Origin of the sequence: Ruthenibacterium sp. (assembly GCF_017421385.1) — a bacterium.
Classification (GTDB): Bacteria; Bacillota; Clostridia; order Oscillospirales; family Ruminococcaceae; genus Ruthenibacterium; species Ruthenibacterium lactatiformans.
On record NZ_JAFOIN010000117.1, the window covers coordinates 80,982 to 98,251 of the forward strand.

A 17,270-nucleotide genomic window follows, 5' to 3' on the forward strand; every position below is an offset into this window, starting at 1 on the left:
CCAGGAGACCGGAGAACAAATGTCGGCAGTATTTTCCGCTCATGGCTTTAAGACAATCATCAGACTGGAGCATAATATACCGAAGCGCTGGCTGCAAAGGGATATGTAATATAGGATAAAGTCCAACTCCTGGCACTTCCCAAAATCCCATAAAAAGGCAAAGTCTGTCGGCGTTGATATCTGTTGATAAAACAGAACTCCCCCGGTAACAACTACCGAGGGAGTTTTAATTTATGTTTGGCTTGCATTTTGATTTGCATATTTTGTAAATAACACCGTAAGGATATTGGCGCGCATAAACAAGGTAAAAAGAAAACCGCAAACACCGAACAAATGACAGTGTAATGCGGCTTTTTATATGGTGGAGACGGAGGGGCTCGAACCCGCGACCTCTCGGATGTGAACCGAACGCTCTAACCAGCTGAGCTACGCCTCCACAACGAAAATTATTATAGCATACCTTCTTTGAAAAGTCCAGCCCCAATTTTATATTTTCCTCTATTGACTTTTGAAAAATATATTGTATTATTGTATTAAGCGGTTAATACAGTGACACAAGGAGACGAGCGCATGAAGTGGAACATTACAGCCGACCGGCCCGTTTACCTGCAGCTCATCGAACAGCTGGAGCTTGCCATCGTGGCCGGTGAATACCGGGCGGGCGCACGGCTGCCCGGCGTGCGGGAGATGGCTGCCGGAGCGGCGGTAAACCCAAACACCATGCAGCGTGCGCTGCAGGAACTGGAAGCACGCGGCCTTTTGAATACACAGCGCACGGCAGGCCGCACCGTAACGGAGGATAAAACAATGATCGCACAATTGCGCGAACAACTGGCTGCCGAGCAGATCGGCGCATTTTTGCAGATGATGGAAAAGCTGGGATACACCCGGGCGCAGACGCTGGCACTTTTGCAGCAAAAGGCACAGGAGGAATAATGATGGAAGCGGTATTGACATGCAGCGCATTGACAAAGGCCTATGGCCCGAACAAAGCGCTGGACAATTTTACGGCGGTTTTTTCCGGCGGGCGCATCACGGGCCTGCTGGGGCCGAACGGCAGCGGCAAGACGACGCTGATGAAGCTGGCGGCGGGGCTGCTGGTGCCCACGGGCGGAAGCCTTCGCGTATGCGGACAGGCGCCGGGGCCGCAGACGAAAGCGCGCGTGGCGTATCTGCCGGAACGCACGTATCTGCCCGCCGGTTTGCGCGTGCGCGAGGCGCTGGAGCTGTTCTGCGATTTTTACGCTGATTTCAGCCGGGAAAAGGCGGTCTCGATGCTGGCGGATCTGAAGATCCAGCCGGGGGACAAGATCAGCGCCATGAGCAAGGGCACGCGGGAGAAGGTGCAGCTTGTGCTGGTGATGAGCCGCGCCGCCGGGTTGTATCTGCTGGATGAGCCCATCGGCGGCGTGGACCCCGCGGCCAGGGATTACATTCTGGATACGATCATCCGTAATTATAGCGAGGACGCGGCGCTGGTGCTTTCCACACATCTTATCGGCGACATTGAAAAGGTGCTGGACGACGTCGTGATGATCGACGGCGGAAGGCTTGTGGCGTCCGGCAGTGTGGATGAGCTCCGTGCGGCGCAGGGCAAAAGCGTCGACGCGTTTTTCAGGGAGGTATTCAAATGTTAGCGAAACTCATCAAACATGAATTCAAGGCGACGGCGTGTATTTTTCTGCCCATACTGGGCACGGTTCTGGTGCTGACGGGCGCGGCGGCGCTGACCGTAAAGCTGGGCGGCATACTGGTGCTGCCCGGCGGAACGGGCTGGGGAGGGCCGGTGCTCGGCCTCGCTTCCGGGCTGCTGTGCCTGCTCACCTTTATTGCAATGATGGCCATGATGACGGCCGCGGTGGTCGTCACCATCCAGCGGTTCTACAAAAACCTGCTGGGGGACGAGGGATATCTGATGTTCACGCTGCCTGTCACACCCGCGCAGCACATCACGGCCAAGCTGGCCGTGGGCACAGTGTGGACGCTCCTTTCACTGGCGCTGGCGGTGCTGGCTGCCGCTGCATTGATCTTCTCTATTCCCGGCGCGGCGGAAAACGGTATGACGCTTGCACGCTTCAGCGCGGCGTTCCGCGCGGAGATGGGGACGGGCCTATGGATGCCCGCCGCCGTGATGCTGGTGCTTTTTATTATCGGTACAGTGAACACATATTTACAGCTTTACATGTGCATGGCCATCGGCGGGCAGTGGCCCACCAGCCGCCTGGGGGCCAGCATCGCGGCGTATTTTATACTCAATTTCGGGCTGCAGATGCTGACGGTGGCCGGTATGCTCGTCAGCGGCGTGGTGCTTGCGGCGACCGGGGCCATGGATGCGCTGGTCCCTGTGGTAGAGCACGCCGCACCCGCCGCCGTGATGTGCGCCGTAATGGGGGCCGTGGGCGCAGTGCTGCTGGTCGGCTGTGTGATTTATTTCTGCATAACGCGCTGGTTGTTGACAAAGCGGCTCAATCTCGCGTAAACTGGTACCAAAAGGAGGGGATGCACCATGGAACGGCAGCAGTATGTATGCCCGAAGTGCGGAAATATGGAGTATGAGGCCGACCAGTTCCAGGCGACCGGCGGCAATTTTGCCAAGCTGTTCGACGTACAGAACAAGCGCTTCACCACCATCACCTGCACCCGGTGCGGCTATACCGAGCTGTACAAGGAAATGAGCGACGGAGCGATGGATGTTTTGGACTTCCTGATCGGCGGCTGAAAAAACGGGATCAAATACCAAAAACAGCGGAGGGCGCGCCCGGTGTGGGCGGCCCGCCGCTGTTTCTGCTTTTTAAGGCGGGTCTATGGCAGGGAAACCGTCAGAGGGTTTCCCTGCGCCGTAAACAGCGCCGTCAGCGCGGCGCTGTCGAACTGTGCGCCCAGCAGAAGCGAATCCTCCGCCAGCCGCGCGCACAGCGCCGCATATACACGGTCGGAGCCGTGGAAGCCGTCCACATACTGGCTGTCATTCGTCTCCGGCAGATAGGAGTAATCGAACACCTCAAAGCCGTGCCGGGCAAACATCGGCTCCAGCGACGCAAAGGCGGCGGAAATATAGCCGTACTGCCCGGTCTCCTGCATGCGCTGCCACACAGAGGGGGCGTAGGGGGGCAGGAACGCCGTTACCTCGATGCCGGCCCGGGCGCAGAAAGCGAGCAGAGCTTCCGTCTGTGCAAGGCTTTCTGCGTCCGGCGTTTCGCCGTACTCAAAGCGGTTCGTGTTTTTTGCGATGCGCTGGAACGTATCCTTAAACTCTGCGTCCGCGCTTTTTTCCGGGTGCAGCACGGCGGTGCCGTAGGTGTATGAGCCGTCTGCGTAAAAGCCCGCGCCGCGCCCCGCGGCCGACATGCCGTACACGCCGTCCTGCGTGCCCAGCACATGCAGCAGGGAATATTTTCCGTCCAGATAATCCGCCAGTGCCCGGCGCAGAGCGTAAAAAGCGTCCGGCTGCGTGTAGGGCCGCAGGGCCGCGCTGTCCTCCGGTTCGATGGAGGTCCAGGTCTCATTGTAGAAATACTGGTCCAGCACCAGAAGCAGATGCTTCGGCCGTGCGTCCGGCGGCATGTTTTCCAAAAACACCTGGGCCTGTGAAATATAGGCGATGCCGCCGCCTGCGTTGTAAAAGCTGTCTGAGGCGAAGAAAGCGCCGCGCAGCTGCATGGAGCGCGAGGTGCCCAGCACCAGCACGTCCGCGCCGCGGGCGTTGGCCACGGCCTGCTTCAAGGCGCGGGTATCATCCCGGTAGGCAAGGCCGAACAGCTCCAGCCCGCCGTTCAGCGCAGCGGCTTCAATGTCCGCCGTGGGCGTCAGTTCGCCCGAGCGCACAAGGGCAAGGGAAAACACGCCCAGCAGCAGGAGGACGGGCGCGAGAAACAGCGCGAGGATCTTTAAAAAGCGTTTCAATGGAAGCCTCCCGGATATTCGGGCCGCGTCCGTTCGGGGGCGCGGCACTTAAAACTGGAAGTAGATGGGCGTGGGGGATGCGCCGATGGGCGCAAGAAACAGGATGGCCAGAACCAGCACATAGCACAGCGCGGCCTGGAACCATTTTCTGCGCCCCGCAAGCCAGACGGAAAAGCCCGTGCGCCGCGCGGCGAAGTCCACCGCGCACAGCAGAGCGCAGGCAAAGCCGACGCGCACCAGCATACCGCTGTTAAACCCCAGCATGGCGAGAGCGTTTTTCAGCGCCGGGGGCGCAAGAGAAAAGCTGTCCGGCATGCGGGCGAACAGATGCAGCGCACCGGACAGGGTGGGCGCGCGGAAAAACACCCACCCGAACCACACCAGCACGAAAGTGACAAGCATTTTCAGGCCGCGGGCCGGGGCGCTCTGCTCTGGAATGTGCGAGGCGCGCCACAGCCGCGCGCGGGCGGGCGCGGTGAGCCGCCCCACCGCAAGGTATGCCCCGTGCAGCAGCCCCCATACGGCGAATTGAAGCCCGGTGCCGTGCCACAGGCCGCTGACGAGGAAGGTTATCAGCAAATTGACGCAGCAGCGCGCTGTGGAGCAGCGGCTGCCGCCCAGCGGGATGTAGACGTAGTCCCGCAGCCAGGAGGAGAGCGAAATATGCCAGCGGTTCCAGAACTCCTTCACGGACGTGGAAAAATAGGGCGCGCGGAAATTTTCCGGTACGTCAAAGCCCAAAAGCTGCATACAGCCGATGGCGATGTGGGAATACCCGGCGAAATCCGCATAGAGCTGCACCGCGTACAGTACGCTGGCCAGGAACACCGAAAGGCCCATCACAAGGTCGGGGGCGTCCAGCCCGGCGGAAACATAAGGCGCCAGGTTGTCGGCCACCACCAGCTTTTCAAAATACCCCCACAGCATGAGCTGCGCGCCGCGTACCGCGCGCCCGGCGTCAAATGCGCGGGGCGTGCCGATCTGGGCCATCAGGTCGCCCGGGCGCTGGATAGGTCCCATACTCACTTCGGGAAAGAATGAAACATACAGCGCGTACCGTCCGAAATGGCGGCAGGGAGGCAGAGCGCCCTTGTACACCTCGGCCAGATACGCCACAGCTTTGAACGTGAAAAAACTGATGCCGACGGGCGTGAGCAGGCTGAACGCGCGCACGCTTTCGGGTACATACGCGCCCAGCAGCGTATTGAAATATTTGAAGAACAGCAGCGGCGCCAGCGCCGCCGCCGCGGCCAGCGCCAGCGCGGGCCTGCGGCCCCGCCGCCGCTGCAGCCACAGGCCGCCCAGATAAGAGACGGCGATGCACAGCGCCAGCACGGCAAGCATGGGCGCGCCCAGCAACGCGTAAAAACCGGCCGACGCGGCCAGGCAAACGGCCCAGCGCGCTTTCTGCGGCACGGCCCAGTGTACGGCGAACACGGCGGCGAAAAAGCCGAGATAGGCAAGGGATGTGAACTGCACCGGGCGCGGCCTCCTTTGCAGCAAAAATAAGGATATATTATTGTATCATGGCTGTGCGCCGCGCGCAACCGGAACAGGGCTTACAGCTTTCTTACTCTTTTGTAAGGCTTTTCTGTTACCAGTCTTATTTGCGGCCGCGCAGGAACGTGGCTCCCGCGATGCTGTCCACGGCCTCGCAGCACGAAAAGCCCGCGGCCCGCAGCAGGGCAAGCTCGTGCTCCAGCGTCAGCGGCGTGTCGAAGTGGATGAACACATCCGCCGGGATGTTCGCGCGAGCCCGGCGGCGCGCGCTTTCCGCCCGCAGCAGAGTCTCCTCTTCCTCGCAGCAGGCGATGTAGTCCGCCTCCAGAAAAAAGCCGCCGGGCCGCAGGGCGGCATGAATTTTTTTGTACAGCTCCAGCTTTTGCTCCGGGGTAAAATGGTGCAGGCTCTCTACGGAAACGACCGCGCCGTATTGCTCCGCGCCCAGGTCCATCGCCAGATAATCCGCGCACCGCAGCTCAAGCCGCCGCCCGGCATGCTTCGCACGCAGCTTTTCCAGCATGGCCGCGCACAGGTCCACTCCCGTGACGGCAAGCTCCGGCCAGCGGGCAAAGATGCGGTCCAGCTCCAGCCCGGTGCCGCAGCCGAGGTCCAGCAGGGGGCCGCAGTCTCCGGGCGTCAGCTCGGCCACACGGCCATATGCTTTGTCCCACACGGACATGTGCGCTTCATAGGTGTCCACGCGGGCGGCGAAAAAGCCGTTCATATCCTCGGCGGGCTCATCCCGCGTCTGTGCAAGCCATTGCTTCAATTCCCGCATATGGGCGGAAACGTCCGCCCGGATGGTAAGCTCCATAAAAATTCCTTCTTTCCTGTGATGGGGCACCTGCTTACAGCGCCAGCGTCCCGGTGGCGGCCCGGCGCACAAAGGCCGCGTCATGCTCCACAAACAGCATTGTGGGCCGGTAGTCCAGTAAAAGCTGCTCGATCTGCATGCGGGACAGTACGTCGATATAATTCAGGGGTTCGTCCCACAGGTAAAGATGAGCGCTTTCGCAAAGGCTGCGGGCCAGCAGCACTTTCTTTTTCTGTCCGGCGCTGTAATCCGTCATATCCTTTTCAAACTGCACCCGTTCAAAGCCAAGCTTGCGCAGCAGCGTCAGGAACATCGTCTCGTCCACGCCCGCGTTCCGGGCGTAGTCTCGTGCGCCGCCGTGCAGAAATGATGCGTCCTGGGGCACATAAGACACAATAAGCCCCGCGCCGAGCGCCAGCGTACCGCAGGCGGCGACGTCCTGACCGCACAGCTTTTTCAGCAGCGTGCTTTTACCGCAGCCGTTGGGGCCGGTGACAGCCATACGCTCGCCGGGGCGAAGCGTGAACGTCAGGCCTGCGCACACCGTGCGCCCGCCGTAGGAAAGGCTCAGGCCTTCGGCGCGCACCAGCGGTCCGCTTTTGCCCCAGGCCAGCGGGTGCAGCTTCAGGCCGTCGGCCTCGTCCACATTGCGCAGCAGTGTTTTTTTCTCTGCGATGGCCGCCTGTTGGCGCGCTTCGGTGACTTTGGCCCGCTTCATCAGTTTGGCCGCCTTGTGGCCCAGAAAGCCCCGGTCCGGCCGCAGGCCGCTGTTGCGGGCGTGCTTTTCCTGCTCGGCCCTGCCGCTCCAGCGCTCGGTGCGGCGCGCGGCCTCACCCAGCCGGGCGATGTCCTTTTCCAGCCGTTCGTTTTCCGCGCGTTCGCGGTCGTCCTGCACGCGTTTGTTTTCCTCCCAGACGGTGAAATTTCCCTGCATCACGGTGATGTCACGGCGGTTCAGTACCAGCATATGGTCGGCGCAGCGGTCCAGCAGGTCTCTGTCGTGGGAAACCAGGATATATCCCCTTTTCTGCGCCAGATATTCACCCAGAAGGCGGCGTCCTCCGGCATCCAGATGGTTTGTCGGCTCGTCGATGAGCAGGAATGCGCCATCGTGCAAAAACAGGCTGGCCAGCAGGATCTTGGTTTGCTCTCCATTACTCATTGTATAAAATGGGCGATATAATACGTCTTGCTCCACACCCAGCAGTTTCAGTTCCCGCAAGATGCGCCAGGCCGGGCAATCCGGGAGCAGCCGTTCCAGCACGGCTTGCGTATCGTCCTCCGGATATTCCACAGGGAATGGGAAATACAGCACGGGTACGCCGGCACGCACGGCGCCGCGGGAATCCAGCGTGCCGTCCAGCAGCTTCAGAAATGTGGTTTTGCCGCGCCCGTTGCGGCCGGTAAAGCCGAGCCGCCAGTCGGTGTCCAGCACGAAAGAGACGTCCTCGAACACGTTGTCGCAGGCGCCGTCATAGGCGAAGGTAAGATGGGAAACGGTGATTTGGGACATATACTTCAACTCCAATCGAAAAAGGCCGCGGGAACGCGCCCGCGGCTTTTTCCACCATGTGTCCAGAATCGGGCCGAAGCGCCGGAAACCCTGAAAAAGGCAGGCACCGCACAAAGGCGGCCCTGCCCTTCCTTACACACGGAAGGAGCCGGAACGAAACGCATTTTCCCGCTTTGTGGAAGGCGCACCAAACCACAGCAGCGCGCGAAAACGCGGCGCCGCAGGTTTGTGCACGTACAAAAAGCAGGTCAAATGCGCATCCTTCCATCTCCCGTCTGTTCGATTTTTTTTATTGCTCCCAATAAAAAACGATCTTGATGGCCGCGCCCGGGGACGGGCCGCACAGCCGAAAAAATAGCCCGCAGCTATTTTTTTTATAGCTTTGCCGTGCAAAGCTATAAAAAGCAGCCATGTGGGCCGTCCCGGCCCATGGTCTTAAGATCTCAAGCGCCCGGGCACAAAGTGCCTGGATGCGCGTAAAAAACAGCAGCGTAGCTGCTGTTTTTTAAGATAGCAAAGCGGAAACGGTTTGTCAAGAGCCGTTTTGCGGCGGCGGGCGGCGGTGTGCGGTAATGACCGTCCCGCTGCCCGCGTTGACCACAAATTCGCAGTCCGCAGATGTGATATACCAGTTTTTGCCCCTGCGCTGATAAACCGCGCCTGGCTGTGCGATGCACCGTATGCACTGCCGCATGACGTCCTGGGGTGCAAACCCGAGATTTTTGCACAGACGCGCGGCGCCAAGAGGCGTCGTGTGGAGTTCGTGCGGCCTTGGCGGCGCGGTGTTTTCCCGTACAGTGCCCTCCCCCGCGCGGGCCGGAGCGACGCGCCGCATACGCGTCAGCCCTGCGCCTGCTTCCAGCGCTTGAGCGTGGGGTACCACGCGCGCATGGCGCGGCGGGCGTCCTCGGCGTCCAGCCCCGGATTCTGCTGCTGTTCGAAGCGGATGCAGAAATCGATCATCTCGTCCATCGTGCAGTCCGCCGTGAAACCGCCGTTCTGATAACAGTAGGTGCAGTATTCCTCCGACCTGGCGCCTCCGGCTTCGGTGCCATAGTCGGCCTCGTTTTGCAGCGGCATGCCGCAGCTCTGGCAAAAGCGCTTGACGTTCTGGTTTTCCATGTTGCATTCCCCTTTCGGTTGTTGTACGTTCAGTATAAACCGGGGAAGATGACATCCTGCGTCATATTCAAAAGAAAAATAAATTTTCCGCAGCCGGCCGCGCGCCAAAGGGTCACTCCGGCGCGCCGTACAGCGCCGCCACTTTCTGCCCGGCCTCGCGCAGGGCCTGCTGCACCTGCGGCGGGGACAGCACAGCCACATCGGCTCCGAAGCTCAGCAAAAAACCGTATATCCACGGGCTTTCGGGGTAAAAGGCGGACACGAAGAAGCGTCCGTCCGGCAGCTGTGTCACCCACTCCGGCGGAAACATATCGTAAACGCGGTACGCGGCGGCGGGCGTGAACATCAGCTCCAGATGCAAAAGCGGACCGGGGGCCTCCGCCGGGTCCATCGGCTGGGGCGTGTGCTGCGGGCCGGGCGTGAAAACGGCGTCCAGCAGCGTCACGTCCAGCATGCGGCACAGTTTGAACACACGCAGCGCCTGTCGTGCCAGGCAGTACGCCTGCAGGTACCAGGCGGCATCTTTATAAACCAGCTTCACGGGCTGGGCCGTGCGGCGGCTTTTTTCGCCGCGCGCGCTGTAATAATCGAAGGCGATCTCACGGCGCGAAAGGATGGCTGTTTTCAGTGTGGCGAACACGCGTTTTTCCGCCGGGCCGGAGCCCCAGGGAGAAAAATCCACCTCCAGCCAGCCGTCGCCGCTTTTCTGGAACAGCCCGGCCAGCTTTTCCAGCGCCGCGCCTCCCATACCTGCGGCAGCCATGGCCCGCAGGGCATATAGGATCTCGTCCTGCTCGCCGTCCGTCAGCAGCGAGCGGTCCAGTACATAGCCGGGCAGCAGCCCCACGCCTCCGCCTCCGCCCCGCGCCGCGTACACAGGGACGCCCGCGGCCGAAAGCGCGTCGATGTCCCGGTAAATCGTGCGCACGCTCACTTCAAAGCGTTCGGCCAACTCCCGCGCCGTCATGCGGGGACGGCTTTGCAGCAGATATACGATCTCGAACAGGCGGCCCGTGTGCATGGCTATCCCTCCCGGCCGGAGCCGCGGGTAGCGTGCCAGTAGGCGCTCATGGAAAAATCGCCGCTCTCGGTCTTTTCTTCGCCCAGGAAGGGCGGCGGAACAAAGGCGCGGGCGGCCTCCACGGTGGGGAACTCCACCTCCGCGTAGAAAAACGCCGTGGGCCGGCCCGCGTCCACCAGGCTCACCTCCAGCCGCTCGCCCCCGGGCAGCGCATACACCCTGTAATCCTTGGTCACAAGGTCCTGCCCGGTGAAGGCTGTGAGCCGCCGGAACAATTCCGCAGAAATATCCGTTTCAACCTCCTCCCGCGCCAGCGTGCCTTCGCCCTTGAAGCACAGCACACAGCGGCAGCCGTCGGCGTTCACGCTCTCCCGGATGCGCACCACGGGGGCTGTCGAGATATATCCTTGGCGCACCCGGGCCTCTTTCAGCAGCGGGAGACCGGCGGGGAACCCGTCGATGAGCCACTTGCGTTCGATCTCCATTTTAACACCCCACTATCTTTTTTTTCGTAAGACCATTATAATAGTGTGTATCCGACAAGTCAAAAATGCCGGGCGCTTTGTAAAAAGCCCGGCCGGGCGCAAACGTGCGCACCCAAAAGAAAAGGCGGAAAGACCATGAAGCAGCAAAGAGGATATCCCCGGGTGACCGTTACCCCCAAGGCCGAACGCGGGCTGGCGGGCGGACATCCGTGGGTGTACGATACGGAAGTGGCGGACGCGCAGCCCGCGGAAAACGGCGCGCTGGTGGACGTGATCAGCGCAAAGGGACGGTATCTGGGCACGGGCTTCATCAGCCTGCACAGCAAGATCCGTGTGCGCATCCTTTCACGCAATGCCAATGACGTCTTCGACGAGGCGTTTTACCTGCGCCGATTGTCCCACGCGTGGGAGTACCGCAAAACAGTGCTGAGCGGGGAGGTTTCGAGCTGCCGTGTCATCTTCGGCGAGGCCGACCTGTTCCCCGGCCTGACGGTGGACCGTTTTGGCCGGTATCTGGTGGCACAGACGCTCTCTGTGGGCATCGAGCGCATCAAGCCTGTGCTCTTTCCGCTGCTGGTAAAGCTGCTGCGGGACGACGGCCAGCAGATCGACGGCCTGTACGAGCGCAACGACGTTGCCATCCGCGCCCGGGAGGGGCTGGAGGAAAACAAGGGCTGGTTTGACCTTTCGGCGCTGGGCCTGCCCCGGCCGGACACCTGTCTGACGGAAATTGTGGAAAACGGAGTCCGCTATACTGTGGACGTGGAAAATGGCCAGAAAACGGGTTTTTTTCTGGACCAGAGGTTCAACCGGCAGGCTGTGGCGCGGCTTGCGCAGGGCAGGACGGTGCTGGACTGCTTCACGCACACCGGCTCCTTTGCACTGAACGCAGCCAAGGGCGGCGCGGCCCATGTGACGGCGGTGGACGTCTCCGAGGCCGCCGTGGAGATGGCGCGCCGCAATGCGGATATCAACGGAGTGTCGGACAGAATGGACTGCGTGGCGGCCAATGTGTTCGACCTGCTGCCCCGTCTGGCGGAGGAGGGCGGCAAAAAGTATGATTTCATCATTCTGGATCCGCCCGCGTTTACGAAATCCCGCAAGACAGTGCCGGGCGCACTGCGGGGATATAAGGAGATCAATTACCGCGCCATGAAGCTGCTGCCCCGGGGCGGGTATCTTGCCACCTGCAGCTGCAGCCATTTTGCCACGGACGGGATGTTCCGCGCCATGCTGGCAGACGCGGCCCGTGACGCGGGCGTGCAGCTGCGCCAGATCGAGGCGCGCCAGCAATCGCCGGACCATCCCATCCTGTGGGGTGTGGACGAGACGAATTATCTGAAGTTTTACCTGTTCCAGGTGTTTTGAGCGGCGCGCGGCGGCCGCATAGAAGGAGAATGGATATGGAATACCGCGAGATCGCACCCGGCGAGCTGGACCGGGCGCTGTTCCGGCATTTTGAACGGCGCCAGGAAGTGACGAAGTGCCGCCGCAGGGAAAACGGCGTATGGGTCGTGCGGGACGCGCCGTTCATCGACGACTGGAGCGAAGCGGATTATGCGTTTCTTGTGCAATGCCTGCAAAATACGCTGGCCACGGGCGGCGTTGTGCTGGGGGCCTTTGCGGACGGCGCGCTCAAGGGCTTTGCCTCGGTGGAAAGCGCCCCGCTGGGCAAAGCGGGGGATTACCGGGACCTGACGTGCCTGCACGTTTCGGCTGAGCTGCGGGGCAGAGGCATCGGGCGGGAGCTTTTTACCCGGGCGGCGCAGTGGGCCCGTGCGCACGGCGGAAAAAAGCTGTATCTGTCGGCCCATTCGGCGGTGGAGACACAGGCGTTTTACGCGGCGATGGGCTGCGTGGAGGCCCGGGAGTACAATGAGGCCCATGTGGCGTCGGAGCCGTTTGACTGCCAGATGGAGTACGCGCTGTGAGGCGCCGTGATGCGGAGGATAAGCATGCAGATCAGAAAATACAGGCCGTCGGATTGCCGGGAATTGGCGGAGCTGTTCTACGACACGGTCCATACGGTCAATGCCGGGGATTATACAAAGGAGCAGCTGGACGCGTGGACGACGGGCCATGTGGATCTGGAGGCCTGGGACCGCTCGTTCCGGGAACACCATACCCTTGTCGCTTTGGAGGACGGTGCGGTCATCGGGTTTGGGGATATCGACGGCTCGGGATATCTGGACCGTTTGTACGTCCACCGGCGCCATCAGGGCAAGGGCGTGGCAACCGCCCTTTGCGACAGGCTGGAGCAGGTGTGCGCGGGCGTTATCAGCACCCACGCATCGATTACGGCGAAGCCTTTTTTTGAAAAAAGAGGGTATCGGGTCATCCGGGAGCAGCAGGTGGAACGGCAGGGCGTGGCGCTCACCAACTTCGTGATGGAAAAACGGCGGTGAGCCAGGGCGAAAAAGGGAAAAGAATCAAAAATGCCGGCAGCGGAAATTTCCGCCGCCGGCATTTCTGTGTAAAAGGCTATTGCTCCGCCTGCACCGCCATCACCTGCGCGGCGGGCCGCCCGTTTACGGAGGCCAATGGAGCGCCGCACAGCACGGCTGTCAGCGAGCCGCCCCTGGGCCAGAACAGCGAGAGACAAAGCAGCGCGGCCAGCACAACTGCCGCAAGCCGCCTGGCGGCGGGAGACATCATCCGGTTCGTTTCCATCGTATTCCTCCTGAGTGTATCGAATTTCGGGCTTTCTGTGACTGATTTATACTCAGTATACCACCGCCTGGTCACAACATGGTCACAAATTGAAAAAATCTGCACGCATTTGACAGACTTTTTGCGAGGCGAAGTCAATATAAAAATGATGATAAAAATCAAATGACTTTTTGGGTGCGTAAAACCGATGACCGGTGCGGCCCGCATGGAGCAGAGACACCGCCGCCCGGAGAAAGGGATGGCCGGCGCCACGTGGCAAGAAACGCAAATATATGCCAAGCCCCGCCCTGTTCACCGCGCGCCGCGCGCCGTACAATAAAAGCAACGACACCGGGCGCGCCCTCCGCGCGGCCCGTACAGGGAGGATGCAGTATGCAGTACGGCCACTTCGACAACGACCGCCGGGAATATGTCATCGACAGGGTGGACCTGCCCGCGAGCTGGACCAATTATCTTGGCACGGAGGAGATGTGTGCCGTGGTGAACCACACGGCGGGCGGATACCTGTTCCATAAAAGCGCCGAATATCACCGCATCACGCGTTTTCGCGCCAACGCCGTGCCCATGGACCGGCCCGGCCATTACATTTATCTTCGGGACGACGACACCGGGGAGTACTGGTCTGTTTCGTGGCAGCCCGTGGGCAAGCCGCTGGACTGGGCGAAATATACCTGCCGCCACGGCTTGTCCTACACAAAATACGAATGTGAGTACGGCGGCATCCGCGCCGTGCAGACGCTGTTCATTCCCCGGGGCGAGGCTGTGGAGATCTGGGACCTTTCGTTGGAGAATATCTCCGGCCGGGCGCGGAGCATCAGCGTGTTCAGCTACGCCGAGCTGTCGTTCCACCATATCGATATGGACAACCGCAACTTTCAGATGAGCCTGTATGCCGCGGGCGGCAGCTATGCGGACGGCATCATCGAACAGGACCTTTTCTATGAGGAGAACGGCTTCCAGTATTTTGCGGCCACTTTCCCGCCGGACAGCTACGATACGGTGCGGGAGGCGTTCATCGGCCCGTACCGCACCGAGACAGACCCCATCGGCGTGGAGCGGGGCACGCTTTCCGGCAGCACGGAGCTGGGCGGCAACCAGTGCGCGTCGCTGCACAGGCGTTTTATCCTCGCGCCCGGCGAGGTCCTGCGCGAAGCGTTTTTCCTGGGGGAGGGGCCGCGGGCCGAAGGCGTGCGCATCCGCAAAAAATATGCGCCGCCCACCGCCCGGGACGCGGCACTGGCGGCCCTGCGCGACTACTGGGACGAAAAATGTGCGGCGCTGCAAATCGACACGCCCAATGAGGGCATGAACACGCTCATCAATATCTGGACGCTGTATCAGAGCGAGATAAACGTGCAGTTTTCCCGCTTTGCCAGCTTCATCGAGGTGGGCGGCCGCACCGGGCTGGGCTACCGCGACACCGCCCAGGACGCGATGACCGTGCTGCACTCGAACCCCGCCCGCTGCAAAGAGCGCATCGTGCAGCTTTTAAAAGGGCTTGTCAGCGAGGGATACGGCCTGCATCTGTTCGAGCCGGAATGGTTCGAGGAGACGCCCCGGCAGAGTTTCAAGAGCCCGACCGTTGTGCCCACGCCGGATAAAAGCAGTATGATCCACGGCCTGGCGGACGCATGCAGCGACGATGCGCTGTGGCTTGTTTCCACCGTGGCGGACTATGTGCGGGAGACTGGGGACGCCGCGTTCCTCGACATGCCGGTGCCCTATGCGGATAAAGGGACGGACACGGTTTACGGCCACCTGAAGACGATCCTGGATTTTTCCCAGCGCATGGTGGGTGCGCATGGGATCTGCCAGGGCCTGCGGGCGGACTGGAACGATTGCCTGAACCTGGGCGGGGGCGAAAGCGCGATGGTGAGCTTTCTGCACGTTTGGGCACTGGGAAACTTTGCCGCACTGGCCCGCTGGTTGGGCCGAAAGGCAGACGCGGAGCATTACGAGGCCGTGCGGCGCAGCGTGGCGGACGTGTGTGAAAAAGAGCTGTGGGACGGCAGATGGTATCTGCGCGGCTTCACAAAAAACGGCCGCCCCATCGGAACGGACGCGGATACGGAGGGCAAGGTGCATCTGGAGAGCAACACCTGGGCCGTTCTCTCCGGCGCGGCAGGGCCGGAGCGGGGCGCGCGGGCCATGGACAGCGTGGAGGAATACCTCTACACGCCCTGGGGCCTGATGCTCAACGCGCCGGCTTACTCGAAGCCCGACGACGACATTGGTTTTGTCACCCGGGTGTATAAGGGCCTGAAAGAAAACGGATCCATTTTCAGCCATCCCAACCCATGGGCGTGGGCGGCGGAATGCGTGCTGGGACGGGGCGACAGGGCCATGCAGTTTTACGACGCGCTGTGTCCCTATTGGCAGAACGACAAAATAGAGACGCGCAAAGCGGAGCCTTATTCCTACTGTCAGTTCATCACCGGGCGCGACCACAAGAAATTCGGCGAGGCGCACCATCCGTTCATGACAGGCTCCGGCGGGTGGAGCTATGTGGCCGCGACGCGCTATATGCTGGGCATCCGGCCGGAGTTCGACGGCCTTGTCATCGACCCGTGCATCCCCGGCGGTTGGGACGGCTTTACGGCCGTGCGGCGGTTCCGGGGCGCGGTGTATGAGATCGAGGTGCGGAACCCCGCCCATGTGTGCAAGGGCGTAAAGGCGCTGTACCTGGACGGTGTGCGTGTGGAACGGCTGCCGCTGCTGGCGCCCGGCACGACGGGCCGCGTGACAGCGGTGCTGGGCTGACGCGCGCCGCAGGTTCCCCGGCGGGGATATGCAGGAAGGAGAGCGAAACGATGATCCATTTTGGAACGGGCGGCTGGCGCGCCGTCATCGGCGACGGCTTCACGAAAGCCAACGTCCAGCTGCTGACGCTGGCGCTGGCGCGTAAAATGCTGGATGAGGGCAGGGCCGACAAGGGCTTCGTCATCGGCTATGACAGGCGCTTTTTGAGCGAGGAGGCCGCCGGATGGGCCGCTGAGGTGATGGCGGGACAGGGCATCCTGTGCCGCATCATCCACCGGGAAAGCCCCACGCCTCTTATTATGTATACGGTGGCTGCCTATGGCCTGCCCTACGGCATGGCCATCACGGCCAGCCACAACCCGGCCGTCTACAACGGCATCAAGGTGTTTATGGAGGGCGGGCGCGACGCGGACGAAACGCTTACCGCCGCCTTTGAGGGCTATATCCGCGAGCTGGAAGGCGAGCCTGTGGAGACGGTGCCCTACGAAGAAGGGCTTGCTGCGGGCAGTATCCAGCTCATCGACCCGATGAACGACTACATCGACAGCATCCTCAAAATGGTGGATGCAGAGGCCATCCGGTCCCGCGGCCTGCACGTGGTGCTGGACCCCATGTACGGCGTGTCCAAGACGGCGCTGCAGACCATCTTGCTCACCACCCGGTGCGACGTAGAGGTCATCCATGAGCGGAGGGACACGCTGTTCGGCGGCCGGCTGCCCGCGCCCAACCTCAAGACGCTGGCGGGCCTGACGAACTATGTGGAAGAACACGGCTGCGACATCGGCATCGCCACCGACGGCGACGCGGACCGCCTGGGTGTCATTGACGATAAGGCGGAGTTCCTGCATCCCAATAAGATTCTGGTGCTGCTGTATTACTATCTGATGCGGTACCGCGGCTGGCGCGGCGCAGCGGTGCGGAACCTGGCCACCACCCATCTGCTGGACCGCATTGCCGAGGACTTCGGCGAGACCTGCTACGAGGTGCCCGTGGGCTTTAAATATGTGTCTGCCAAGATGGTGGAGACCGGCGCCATCATCGGCGGCGAAAGCTCCGGCGGGCTGACGGTGCGCGGGCACATCCAGGGCAAGGACGGCATTTATGCCGCCGCGCTGCTGGTTGAGGCCATTGCCAAAACAGGCCGCAGGCTCAGCGCGCTGTGGGACGAAATTACGCAGAAATACGGTGCCGCCGAGATGGCGGAACACGATTTTCATTTCAGCAGCGCCGAAAGGACGCGCATCTTCAAGCTGCTGATGGAGGACAAACAGCTGCCGGAATTCCCTTGCGAGATCGCCAAGGTCAGCTACATGGACGGCTGCAAGGTGTACTTCAAAAACGGCGGCTGGGTCATCGCGCGCTTTTCCGGCACCGAGCCGCTGCTGCGCGTGTTCTGTGAGATGGATACCATGGAAAATGCGGAAAAAATTGCCAAAATTTTGACGGAGTTTTTGTCGCTGTAACGAAAAGCGGCCGAAA

At 61.4% G+C, this 17,270-nt stretch carries 18 protein-coding genes and 1 tRNA gene; 9 read left to right on the forward strand and 10 right to left on the reverse strand.

The genetic code is table 11. The features are described 5' to 3' along the window. Nucleotides 1-359 precede the first annotated feature (359 nt). Nucleotides 360-436 (reverse strand) — tRNA-Val (locus IIY41_RS13625). Between the two features lie 134 nt (nt 437-570). Here IIY41_RS13625 and IIY41_RS13630 point away from each other — a divergent pair. Genes IIY41_RS13630 through IIY41_RS13645 form a run of 4 tightly spaced genes read left to right on the forward strand, consistent with a single transcriptional unit; the run spans nt 571 to nt 2,719 of the window. Further along, the gene (locus IIY41_RS13630; protein WP_009325350.1) at nt 571-936 is read left to right on the forward strand and encodes a GntR family transcriptional regulator; all 366 of its coding nucleotides are present in this window, start codon (nt 571-573) and stop codon (nt 934-936) included. 2 nt (nt 937-938) lie between these two features. Then, nucleotides 939-1,637 (forward strand): ABC transporter ATP-binding protein, encoded by a 699-nt coding sequence (locus tag IIY41_RS13635; protein WP_154522668.1) that lies wholly within the window; start codon nt 939-941, stop codon nt 1,635-1,637. Continuing rightward, nucleotides 1,631-2,479, forward strand: coding sequence for a hypothetical protein (locus IIY41_RS13640; protein WP_287401197.1), 849 nt, complete (start codon nt 1,631-1,633; stop codon nt 2,477-2,479). The genes IIY41_RS13635 and IIY41_RS13640 overlap by 7 nt, the downstream gene beginning before the upstream one ends. A 27-nt stretch (nt 2,480-2,506) precedes the next feature. Beyond that, complete coding sequence (locus IIY41_RS13645; RefSeq protein WP_009325347.1) at nt 2,507-2,719, forward strand: zinc ribbon domain-containing protein; 213 nt, start codon at nt 2,507-2,509, stop codon at nt 2,717-2,719. Nucleotides 2,720-2,802: 83 nt separating this feature from the next. Here IIY41_RS13645 and IIY41_RS13650 read toward each other — a convergent pair whose 3' ends face one another. The 8 genes from IIY41_RS13650 to IIY41_RS13685 form a co-directional block, all read right to left on the reverse strand. Continuing rightward, complete coding sequence (locus IIY41_RS13650; protein WP_287401199.1) at nt 2,803-3,903, reverse strand: hypothetical protein; 1,101 nt, start codon at nt 3,901-3,903, stop codon at nt 2,803-2,805. A 48-nt stretch (nt 3,904-3,951) separates the two neighbouring features. Beyond that, a complete protein-coding gene (locus IIY41_RS13655; RefSeq protein ID WP_287401201.1) occupies nt 3,952-5,382 on the reverse strand; it encodes an MBOAT family O-acyltransferase in 1,431 nt (476 codons plus the stop codon). A gap of 124 nt (nt 5,383-5,506) precedes the next feature. Continuing rightward, nucleotides 5,507-6,220 (reverse strand): class I SAM-dependent methyltransferase, encoded by a 714-nt coding sequence (locus IIY41_RS13660; RefSeq protein ID WP_055081519.1) that lies wholly within the window; start codon nt 6,218-6,220, stop codon nt 5,507-5,509. Between the two features lie 34 nt (nt 6,221-6,254). Continuing rightward, nucleotides 6,255-7,733: a ribosomal protection-like ABC-F family protein gene (gene abc-f, locus IIY41_RS13665; protein WP_009325342.1), complete on the reverse strand. Its 1,479-nt coding sequence runs from the start codon at nt 7,731-7,733 to the stop codon at nt 6,255-6,257. A 532-nt stretch (nt 7,734-8,265) separates the two neighbouring features. Beyond that, the gene (locus tag IIY41_RS13670) at nt 8,266-8,568 is read right to left on the reverse strand and encodes a DUF3781 domain-containing protein (protein ID WP_082670684.1); all 303 of its coding nucleotides are present in this window, start codon (nt 8,566-8,568) and stop codon (nt 8,266-8,268) included. 5 nt (nt 8,569-8,573) lie between these two features. Further along, a complete protein-coding gene (locus IIY41_RS13675; RefSeq protein WP_009325341.1) occupies nt 8,574-8,855 on the reverse strand; it encodes a zinc ribbon domain-containing protein in 282 nt (93 codons plus the stop codon). 112 nt (nt 8,856-8,967) lie between these two features. Beyond that, nucleotides 8,968-9,876 carry a helix-turn-helix transcriptional regulator gene (locus tag IIY41_RS13680; protein ID WP_009325340.1) on the reverse strand — a complete coding sequence of 303 codons (909 nt, stop codon included), beginning with the start codon at nt 9,874-9,876 and terminating at the stop codon, nt 8,968-8,970. 2 nt (nt 9,877-9,878) lie between these two features. Next, complete coding sequence (locus IIY41_RS13685; RefSeq protein WP_009325339.1) at nt 9,879-10,361, reverse strand: CYTH domain-containing protein; 483 nt, start codon at nt 10,359-10,361, stop codon at nt 9,879-9,881. A 135-nt stretch (nt 10,362-10,496) separates the two neighbouring features. On the opposite strand from IIY41_RS13685, the gene IIY41_RS13690 reads away from it, so the two are divergent. Genes IIY41_RS13690 through IIY41_RS13700 form a run of 3 tightly spaced genes read left to right on the forward strand, consistent with a single transcriptional unit; the run spans nt 10,497 to nt 12,766 of the window. Next, nucleotides 10,497-11,729: a class I SAM-dependent rRNA methyltransferase gene (locus tag IIY41_RS13690; protein WP_009325338.1), complete on the forward strand. Its 1,233-nt coding sequence runs from the start codon at nt 10,497-10,499 to the stop codon at nt 11,727-11,729. Between the two features lie 35 nt (nt 11,730-11,764). Further along, entirely contained in the window at nt 11,765-12,292 is a 528-nt protein-coding gene (locus IIY41_RS13695; protein ID WP_009325337.1) for a GNAT family N-acetyltransferase, read from the forward strand. A 24-nt stretch (nt 12,293-12,316) separates the two neighbouring features. After that, nucleotides 12,317-12,766 carry a GNAT family N-acetyltransferase gene (locus IIY41_RS13700; RefSeq protein WP_009325336.1) on the forward strand — a complete coding sequence of 150 codons (450 nt, stop codon included), beginning with the start codon at nt 12,317-12,319 and terminating at the stop codon, nt 12,764-12,766. A 76-nt stretch (nt 12,767-12,842) separates the two neighbouring features. On the opposite strand, the gene IIY41_RS13705 is transcribed toward IIY41_RS13700, so the two are convergent. Continuing rightward, nucleotides 12,843-13,031: a hypothetical protein gene (locus tag IIY41_RS13705; RefSeq protein WP_009325335.1), complete on the reverse strand. Its 189-nt coding sequence runs from the start codon at nt 13,029-13,031 to the stop codon at nt 12,843-12,845. 372 nt (nt 13,032-13,403) lie between these two features. Between IIY41_RS13705 and IIY41_RS13710 the strand changes: the two genes are divergently transcribed. Next, nucleotides 13,404-15,791, forward strand: a complete 2,388-nt coding sequence (locus IIY41_RS13710; RefSeq protein WP_009325334.1) for a glycoside hydrolase family 94 protein — start codon at nt 13,404-13,406, stop codon at nt 15,789-15,791. 50 nt (nt 15,792-15,841) lie between these two features. Continuing rightward, a complete protein-coding gene (locus IIY41_RS13715; RefSeq protein WP_117472872.1) occupies nt 15,842-17,254 on the forward strand; it encodes a phosphoglucomutase/phosphomannomutase family protein in 1,413 nt (470 codons plus the stop codon). Nucleotides 17,255-17,270 lie beyond the last annotated feature (16 nt).